The following is a 263-nucleotide window of genomic DNA, read 5'->3' on the forward strand; positions in this document are numbered from 1 at the left end:
TTACCAGGGAAAGAAGCTAATTGACCGCGATCTAAGTCAACGATGCGTGTCGCCATCGACTTGATGAATGCACGGTCGTGAGAAATAAAGATGATCGAACCTTTGAAGTCTTTTAAGAAGTTCTCTAACCATTCGATCGTTGTCACATCGAGATGGTTTGTTGGTTCATCAAGAAGCAATACATCAGGATCACAAACCAGCGCACGAGCTAAAGCAGCTTTACGTTGCCAGCCACCGGATAGATCGGTCAGTTTGGTTTCTGG

1 protein-coding gene is annotated in these 263 nt (G+C 45.2%); it reads right to left on the minus strand.

From position 1 onward, the window contains the following. Nucleotides 1–263 (minus strand): ATP-binding cassette domain-containing protein (locus IQR33_RS26790; RefSeq protein WP_193844215.1); only part of this gene is annotated, 263 nt, incomplete at both ends.

The organism is Vibrio sp. OPT46, assembly GCF_015163535.1.
GTDB classification, from domain to species: Bacteria; Pseudomonadota; Gammaproteobacteria; order Enterobacterales; family Vibrionaceae; genus Vibrio; species Vibrio alginolyticus.